The sequence below is a fragment of the Exiguobacterium sp. BG5(2022) genome (assembly GCF_031844365.1).
Lineage (GTDB): Bacteria > Bacillota > Bacilli > Exiguobacteriales > Exiguobacteriaceae > Exiguobacterium > Exiguobacterium profundum.
On the sequence record NZ_JAUZVB010000005.1, the window covers coordinates 45,545 to 53,311 of the forward strand.

General features: G+C 48.2%; 10 protein-coding genes. All 10 read left to right on the plus strand.

The genetic code is table 11. From position 1 onward, the window contains the following. Window positions 1–77: 77 nt before the first annotated feature. The 10 genes from Q9R25_RS14175 to Q9R25_RS14220 all read left to right on the plus strand — a co-directional run bounded on the left by Q9R25_RS14175 (window position 78) and on the right by Q9R25_RS14220 (window position 7,506). Entirely contained in the window at window positions 78–1,022 is a 945-nt protein-coding gene (locus tag Q9R25_RS14175) for a DNA-directed RNA polymerase subunit alpha (protein ID WP_012727651.1), read from the plus strand. A 24-nt stretch (window positions 1,023–1,046) separates the two neighbouring features. After that, window positions 1,047–1,400, plus strand: a complete 354-nt coding sequence (gene rplQ, locus Q9R25_RS14180; protein ID WP_012727650.1) for a 50S ribosomal protein L17 — start codon at window positions 1,047–1,049, stop codon at window positions 1,398–1,400. A gap of 69 nt (window positions 1,401–1,469) precedes the next feature. Continuing rightward, complete coding sequence (locus Q9R25_RS14185) at window positions 1,470–2,306, plus strand: energy-coupling factor transporter ATPase (RefSeq protein ID WP_031421869.1); 837 nt, start codon at window positions 1,470–1,472, stop codon at window positions 2,304–2,306. Further along, window positions 2,282–3,160, plus strand: coding sequence for an energy-coupling factor transporter ATPase (locus Q9R25_RS14190; RefSeq protein WP_078147865.1), 879 nt, complete (start codon window positions 2,282–2,284; stop codon window positions 3,158–3,160). Before Q9R25_RS14185 ends, Q9R25_RS14190 begins: the two co-directional genes overlap by 25 nt. Further along, window positions 3,157–3,948 (plus strand): energy-coupling factor transporter transmembrane component T family protein, encoded by a 792-nt coding sequence (locus tag Q9R25_RS14195; protein ID WP_074035364.1) that lies wholly within the window; start codon window positions 3,157–3,159, stop codon window positions 3,946–3,948. Before Q9R25_RS14190 ends, Q9R25_RS14195 begins: the two co-directional genes overlap by 4 nt. Further along, entirely contained in the window at window positions 3,945–4,685 is a 741-nt protein-coding gene (gene truA, locus Q9R25_RS14200) for a tRNA pseudouridine(38-40) synthase TruA (RefSeq protein WP_214691670.1), read from the plus strand. The genes Q9R25_RS14195 and truA overlap by 4 nt, the downstream gene beginning before the upstream one ends. Before the next feature lie 143 nt (window positions 4,686–4,828). Beyond that, window positions 4,829–5,266 (plus strand): 50S ribosomal protein L13, encoded by a 438-nt coding sequence (gene rplM / locus Q9R25_RS14205; protein WP_012727645.1) that lies wholly within the window; start codon window positions 4,829–4,831, stop codon window positions 5,264–5,266. Window positions 5,267–5,291: 25 nt separating this feature from the next. Then, on the plus strand, window positions 5,292–5,684 hold the full coding sequence (rpsI, locus tag Q9R25_RS14210; protein ID WP_012727644.1) for a 30S ribosomal protein S9: 393 nt from the start codon (window positions 5,292–5,294) through the stop codon (window positions 5,682–5,684). A gap of 134 nt (window positions 5,685–5,818) precedes the next feature. Further along, entirely contained in the window at window positions 5,819–6,850 is a 1,032-nt protein-coding gene (locus Q9R25_RS14215) for a P-loop NTPase (RefSeq protein ID WP_012727643.1), read from the plus strand. A gap of 11 nt (window positions 6,851–6,861) precedes the next feature. Continuing rightward, the gene (locus Q9R25_RS14220) at window positions 6,862–7,506 is read left to right on the plus strand and encodes a KinB-signaling pathway activation protein (protein WP_214691669.1); all 645 of its coding nucleotides are present in this window, start codon (window positions 6,862–6,864) and stop codon (window positions 7,504–7,506) included. The last annotated feature ends 261 nt before the right edge of the window (window positions 7,507–7,767 follow it).

Consider the following 7,767-nt stretch of genomic DNA (forward strand, 5'->3'; position numbering starts at 1 on the left):
AGGGGTTTACCTAGCACGACAGCTTATACTTTAGCAGCTCAAACTGCACGGCAGGATATACTCAAGGAGGGGTTCAGATGATCGAGATTGAAAAACCAAAGATCGAAACGGTCGAAATCAGCGAGGACGCTACGTTTGGTAAATTCGTAGTAGAACCGCTTGAACGTGGATATGGCACTACTCTCGGTAACTCACTACGTCGAATTCTATTGTCATCGCTCCCAGGTGCAGCGGTAACAGCGGTTCAAATCGATGGCGTGCTTCACGAGTTCTCTACGATTGACGGTGTTGTCGAAGACGTCACTCAAATCGTACTCAACCTCAAGAAGTTGGCACTCAAAGTGTACTCGGAAGAAGAGAAAACGCTTGAGATTAACGTTTCAAGTGCCGGTGCTGTCACTGCGGCAGACATTACCCATGATAGCGACGTTGAAATCTTGAATCCTGAGCTCCACATCGCGACTCTCGCTGACAATGCGACGCTTCGCATGCGTTTGACTGCTCGCCGTGGTCGTGGTTACGTCCAGGCAGAAGATAACAAACGTGATGATATGCCGATTGGGGTCATTCCAATCGATTCGATCTATACACCGATTCAACGCGTGAACTACGAAGTAGATAAAACACGTGTCGGTCAAGACGCTAGCTTCGATAAGCTTTTGTTAGACGTGTGGACAGATGGTTCAATTCGTCCGGAAGAAGCTGTATCATTAGGGGCTAAAATTTTGACTGAACACTTGAACATCTTCGTTGGTTTGACAGATGAGGCTCTCAACGCAGAAATTATGGTCGAGAAAGAAGAAGACCAAAAAGAAAAAGTACTCGAAATGACGATTGAAGAACTCGATCTCTCAGTTCGTTCGTACAACTGCTTGAAGCGCGCTGGCATCAACACTGTTCAAGAACTCGCAAACAAATCAGAGGAAGAGATGATGAAAGTTCGTAACCTCGGACGTAAATCACTCGAAGAAGTTCAACACAAGTTGGACGAACTCGGTTTGGGCTTGCGTAAAGAAGACTAAGTTCAACCGAAGGAGGGAAATGTAATGGCTTATTCGAAACTTGGCCGTACAAGCTCGCAACGCAAGGCGCTTTTGCGTGATCTTGCAACTGACCTAATCATCAACGAGCGCATTCAAACAACTGAACAAAAAGCGAAAGAACTTCGCCCAGTCGTTGAAAAATTGATCACTCTTGGGAAACGTGGCGATCTTCATGCCCGTCGTCAAGTAGCTTCATTCGTTCGCAAGGAGAACGCTGGAGAAAAAGACGCAATCCAAAAATTGTTCGAAGACGTGGCACCACGCTACGCTGAACGTCAAGGTGGATACACGCGCATCATGAAAGTCGGTCCACGCCGCGGTGATGGTGCAGAAGTTGTAATCATCGAACTCGTCTAATTCATTAGGCAGTCAACAGGGCATGCGGTGACGTATTGCCCTGTTTCCACATCAGAAAGGAGTCGACCTATGGAATCACAAATTATGGTACGGGATGTCGTATTTCATTACCCTGGACAGTCTGAGCCGGCGCTTAACGGCCTATCGCTCGATGTATATAAAGGGGAATGGCTTGCGATTGTCGGCCATAATGGTTCTGGCAAGTCGACACTGACGAAGTTGTGGAACGGACTTCTCATTCCTGAACAGGGGGAAGTTCGCGTCGAGACACTCGATCCGTCGAACGCCGCAGACGTGTGGGACGTTCGAACGCGAATCGGGGTCGTCTTTCAAAATCCCGACAATCAATTTGTCGGGGCGACCGTGCGCGATGATGTGGCATTTTCTCTCGAAAACATGGGACTTCCACGTCAAGAAATGGTTCGTCGAATTGATGACAGTCTAGCGCGCGTTGGATTATCGGAACTAGCGGACCGTGAACCGCATCAGTTATCCGGTGGACAAAAGCAGCGCGTTGCGATAGCTGCGGCTCTCGCAATGCGCCCGCGTGTCCTCGTGCTCGATGAAGCGACCTCCATGCTCGACCCGATTGGGCGACAAGAGGTATTACAAACGGTACGACAGCTCGTCTCGGAAGGGATGACCGTTGTCGCCATTACACACGAGCTCGACGAAGTGTTGTTTGCTGACCGTATCATTGCATTGTCGAAAGGCAAGATTGCGATGACCGGCACACCTGAAGACGTGTTTCAACATCCAGATACGCTTCGTGACATTCAACTAGATGTCCCGTTTATCGTTCGGATGCAACTCGAACTGAAGGCACGTGGCATTCCACTCGATCGTCTGATGCTACAACATTCGGAGTTGGTGAACCATCTATGCCGATACGCATTGAAGAAGTAACATATCAATACCAAATGAATACTCCGTTTGAACGAACCGCGCTGCGCGATGTGAATGTAACCATTCCGTCGGGAGCGCTTGTTGCGTTTCTTGGGCATACTGGCTCAGGGAAATCGACACTCGTTCAACATATGAACGGCTTATTGCGCCCGACTGACGGACGTGTGGTGGTCGATGATATCATTGTCACCCCGATTCGGACGCGCCGTGACAAGAAACAGAATCTTTTGCCGCTTCGGCGTCGCGTTGGGCTCGTCTTTCAATATCCAGAGCACCAATTGTTTGAAGAGACGGTCGAACGCGACGTCATGTTCGGTCCGCGCAACTTTGGCGCGACAGATGCCGAAGCGAAAGAGCGAGCCCACGAGGCCCTTCGTCTCGTCGGCTTGGATGAAACGTTATGGGACCGTTCGCCGTTTGATCTTTCAGGAGGGCAGATGCGCCGTGTCGCGATTGCAGGTGTTTTAGCGAGCCGGCCTGATGTGCTCATTGTCGATGAACCGACAGCGGGTCTCGACCCAATTGGGAGACGAGACATGCTCGCCTTATTCAAACGTTTACGAGAAGAGTTGAACCTTACGTTGATCCTTGTCTCGCATGACATGGATGATGTACTCGCCTATGCGGAGCGCGTCATCGTGATGGAGCGTGGTCAGGTGGCGTTTGATGGGGACCCGTTTGAATTGTTCCAAGACGAGGTACTGGTGCGACGGCTCCAGCTCGACATCCCGCACGTCTTACGATTCGCTCGTGACATGGCACCGGTTCTTGGAGAAACGTCCATCCCGCTCGTACGAACCGAGAGCGAGCTGGCAGATTGGGTGGCGGAACGGCTGAAAGGGGGAGCGACATGATTATCGGTCAATATATACCCGGACATTCGTGGCTTCATTCCCTTGATGCGCGTGCCAAGACGCTCTTCATTTTAGGATTTATCCCAGTTGTTTTTTTAGCTGACAACTTATGGACGAATTTATTTTTACTCGCGTTCACGTTGTTTGCGGTCAAACTGTCACAGTTATCGTGGCGCTATTTATGGAACGGTCTTCGCATGATCTTATTTTTGATCGTCTTCACGTTGATCTTACAACTGTTATTCAATCGAGACGGGACACTTCTATTCGAATTAGGACCGATTGCGATTTATTCGGAAGGAATTCGAATGGGGCTGATTGTCTCGCTTCGCTTCTTTTATCTCGTCATGTTGACGACACTCGTGACGTTAACGACGACACCGATGGAATTGACCGATTCGATTGAAGCGGGGCTACGACCATTCGAACGGATTCGTGTGCCGGCCCATGAGATTGCGTTGATGCTCTCCATCTCACTTCGTTTCCTACCGACGCTTGCGGACGAGACGGACCGGATCATGAAAGCCCAGCAGGCGCGTGGGGTCGATTTGATGAGTGGACCTTGGAAATCCCGCCTAAAAGGGGTCATCCCGCTCTTGATTCCATTGTTCATCTCCGCGTTTAAGCGTGCTGAGGACCTCGCTACGGCTATGGAAGCCCGTGGTTACCGAGGAGGAGAAGGGCGGACGAGGTTGCGTGAAATGGAATGGCAAATGCGTGACACAGCCGTATTACTCATCTTTATCGCGTTGACGCTCATTTTGTTTGGATTGAGAGGGATTGGATGAGACGAATTAAACTGATTGTCGCCTATGATGGGACACATTATGCGGGATATCAAGTGCAGCCGAATGGCAATACCATTCAAGCGGAGATTGAATCTGTCTTGGCACGTATGCATCGATATCCGGTAAAAATCGTCGCCTCAGGTCGTACAGACGCTCGCGTCCATGCGTTAGGACAGGTGATTCACTTTGACACGTCGTTAGAGATGCCCGCTGAGCGCTTCGTCAAAGCGTTAAACGCCATGCTACCAGACGATATCCTCGTTAAACAGGCGGAAGAAATAGACGATACGTTCCACGCACGTTACGGTGCGAAGCGAAAAGAGTATCGCTATTATATCCGTCAGACCGAGGATCCGTTTCGTCGGCACTATGCTGCGACCGTGACGTATAAGCTGAGCCTTGAGGCGATGCGTCAAGCGATGGAGCGGTTGATTGGGACCCACGACTTTACGTCGTTCTCTGTGACAAAGGCAGAAGTCGAAGATCGGGTCCGTACTATCTATGAAGCAGAAGTGCTCGAAATGGGAGACGAGATCATATTCCGTTTCGTTGGATCAGGTTTTCTATACAACCAAGTCCGCATCATGGTAGGGACGGTCATCGAGGTAGGGAGAGGCAAGTATCAGCCCGCAGATATCACACAAATGCTAGAGGCGAAGGACCGCCGCGTAGCGGGGATTACCGCCCCCCCACACGGTTTGTATTTGTGGAATGTGAATTATGAAAAAGTAGATTGACATTCCCCTTATAAAATCGTATTATATTCATTGGCATTTCATTTTCAAATTTAGAGATGAACCACAATCTTAGCCCCGTAAACTAGGATTATGATAAAGCATCAAAAAATTAAGTGAACAGACATTTCTAGGAGGTATTCCACATGCGCACAACATTCATGGCTAAAGCATCTGAAGTAGAACGCAAATGGCTCCTTATCGACGCAGAAGGCAAAACACTTGGTCGTTTGACTAGTGAAGTAGCTTCACTTCTTCGCGGTAAGCACAAGCCGACTTTCACACCACACGTTGATTGCGGAGACCACGTCATCATCATCAACGCTGAGAAAATCAAATTGACTGGTAACAAATTGAATGACAAGATCTACTACCGTCATTCAGGTCATCCAGGCGGTTTGAAATCACAAACTGCAAAAGAGCTTCTCGCAAAACGTCCAGAGCGTATGCTTGAACTCGCGATCAAAGGGATGCTTCCAAAAGGATCACTCGGTCGTCAACAATTCAACAAACTCCACGTTTACGCTGGAGCTGAACACAAGCACGAAGCACAAAAACCAGAAGTTTACGAACTTCGCGGTTAATCGAGACACAGGGAGGAACTAAACGATGGCAGATGTACGTTACTACGGAACAGGCCGCCGCAAACACTCGGTGGCTCGCGTTCACCTCGTTGCAGGTGACGGTAAAGTTGTTGTAAATGGCCGCGATATCTCAGAATACTTCGGTCATGAGACTTTGATCATGATGGCTAAATCACCACTCGTATTGACTGAAACAGAAGGTAAATACGATGTAATCGTTAACGTTAACGGTGGTGGATACACTGGACAAGCTGGAGCAATTCGCCACGGCGTATCACGTGCGCTTCTTCAAGCGGACCCAGAATTCCGTCCAAGCCTCAAAGAAAAAGGCTTCTTAACTCGTGACGCTCGTATGAAAGAACGTAAAAAATACGGTCTTAAAGCAGCACGTCGCGCACCACAATTCTCGAAGCGTTAATCTTCGCGATGTGGTTCGAACTCTCCATCCTTTCGGGTGGAGAGTTTTTTGTTTGAAATAGTCGATTCCGAACCCGTCAAGAAAACGCTTTTTTTGATATACTGATATCGAAACAGTTAGAAGGGGGAAGCAATATGCTTACAGTAGAGCAAGTACGCGAGGAATTGGCGGGGCTTGTTGATCCGACGATCAACCGAACGCTTGGAGATACAGCAGGAGTAAAAGACATTCGAATCAAAGAAGACTATGTCAGTGTAAAAGTGGCACTCGGACAAACAGGGAGCGGGGAACAGCTTCAGTTACAACAAGAAATCGTCACGTTGCTCAAGGGGAAAGGCTTTAAGACGGTCGGGCTTCGCTTTGAGGCATTGAATGATGAAAGTTTGAAAGAGGCGACGAAACCGGCAATCCTCCGTGAAAACTCAGGGACGACGTTTATCGCCATCGCTTCTGGTAAGGGTGGCGTAGGAAAATCGACAGTATCCGTCAACTTGGCTGTCGCGCTTGCGCGAGCGGGTAAAAAGGTCGGGTTGATTGATGCGGATATTTACGGCTTCAGTGTTCCAGATATGCTCGGCATCGAGGAACGACCGGTTGTTCGCGGCGAGAAGATCATTCCAGTCGAGCGTTTTGGCGTGAAAGTCATCTCGATGGGATTCTTCGTGGAAGACAATGCGCCGGTCATCTGGCGTGGACCGATGCTCGGGAAGATGTTAAATAACTTCTTCAATGACGTCGAGTGGGGCGATCTTGACTATCTGTTGCTCGATTTACCGCCAGGAACAGGAGATGTCGCGCTCGATATCCATTCCATGCTCCCATCATGTCAGGAATTGATTGTCACGACACCTCATGCGACAGCGGCATTCGTTGCGGCACGTGCTGGAGCGATGGCAATCAAAACGAACCATAAAGTGTTGGGAATCATCGAGAACATGGCCTACTTCGAAAGTAAGGTAACGGGCGAGAAGGAATACGTATTCGGATACGGCGGTGGAGAAAAGCTATCAGAAGCACTGAAGAGTAAGCTTCTTGCTCAAATCCCGCTCGGTCAACCGTACGACAATGAAGAGGACTTTGCACCTTCTGTCTATCGGGATGGACATCCGTTCGAGCATACGTATGATGAGTTGGCGCAAGCAGTCATTAAACAAATAGAAGGGTGAATCGGTGAGAGATGAAAGTACAAGGTTTTTTACGTTTGTTTTGGACAACGCTCGTATTCGGGACGTTGTTCGGGTTCCTGATGAATTTATTGGCGAACCCGGGTTATTTGGTCAGTCAGTCCTGGGAGGCAATTGTCACGGCGCTTAGTTATTCGAGTACATGGACAGGGATCAGCATGATGGGCTTCTTTGCCTATTTGATTATTCATCGGGTCGGACTCGATTTATTTAGAGGGCCACGTCTATGGAATCGCGTTCAAGTGTTACTAATCGCATTTGCGATTTTTGATGCCGTCTACTTACGGATGCTCGCATTCGGTAATGATCACATGTGGCGTTATATCGGTGAGATGCTTGTGTTACTCATTGTCGCTTGGGTCGTTGCTGCGAGTAAGGCGAAACAAACAAATAAGAGTGCTTTCATCCCGACACTTTTCTTAATGACTGTCATTACGTTAATTGAATGGATTCCAGCTCTGCAAACAACGGACGAGATTCCATTGCTCTGGCCGGCACTAGCCACATTGGTGTTTGCGAACGCTTATCAGGTATTAATGCTTCATCGCTTCCAACAGACAGGACAAGCGGTTCAAGTCGCTTCACCCGAAGTTAGAAAGAAAAAAACGAAGAAACAGATGTCGTCTAAATCATCGTAAAAAGTAAATGGTTGTGTGGATAATCCGAAGTGTTTTGGGTGATCCGCCAACCATTTTTTATTCATTTCAACAAAACAAAGAAAAATTAAAGTTTTTTTAGAAAAATAGTTGACGGTTTTTTAGGATGCTGATATATTAATAAACGTCGCTGATGTTGTTCACGAAACAAACTTCAGGAAGCGAAAAAAATAATAAAAAGTGGTTGACTTTAATAAGTCAAATCGCTATTATTAAAAAGTCGCTAACACGACAACGATTGGT

What these genes read in the sequence shown, in the direction of transcription:
- rplM (WP_012727645.1), top strand. Translation starts at nt 4,829, where the DNA reads ATGCGCACAACATTCATGGCTAAAGCATCTGAAGTAGAACGCAAATGG.
- Q9R25_RS14220 (WP_214691669.1), top strand. Translation starts at nt 6,862, where the DNA reads ATGAAAGTACAAGGTTTTTTACGTTTGTTTTGGACAACGCTCGTATTC.
- Q9R25_RS14190 (WP_078147865.1), top strand. Translation starts at nt 2,282, where the DNA reads ATGCCGATACGCATTGAAGAAGTAACATATCAATACCAAATGAATACT.
- Q9R25_RS14195 (WP_074035364.1), top strand. Translation starts at nt 3,157, where the DNA reads ATGATTATCGGTCAATATATACCCGGACATTCGTGGCTTCATTCCCTT.
- Q9R25_RS14175 (WP_012727651.1), top strand. Translation starts at nt 78, where the DNA reads ATGATCGAGATTGAAAAACCAAAGATCGAAACGGTCGAAATCAGCGAG.
- rplQ (WP_012727650.1), top strand. Translation starts at nt 1,047, where the DNA reads ATGGCTTATTCGAAACTTGGCCGTACAAGCTCGCAACGCAAGGCGCTT.
- Q9R25_RS14215 (WP_012727643.1), top strand. Translation starts at nt 5,819, where the DNA reads ATGCTTACAGTAGAGCAAGTACGCGAGGAATTGGCGGGGCTTGTTGAT.
- truA (WP_214691670.1), top strand. Translation starts at nt 3,945, where the DNA reads ATGAGACGAATTAAACTGATTGTCGCCTATGATGGGACACATTATGCG.
- Q9R25_RS14185 (WP_031421869.1), top strand. Translation starts at nt 1,470, where the DNA reads ATGGAATCACAAATTATGGTACGGGATGTCGTATTTCATTACCCTGGA.
- rpsI (WP_012727644.1), top strand. Translation starts at nt 5,292, where the DNA reads ATGGCAGATGTACGTTACTACGGAACAGGCCGCCGCAAACACTCGGTG.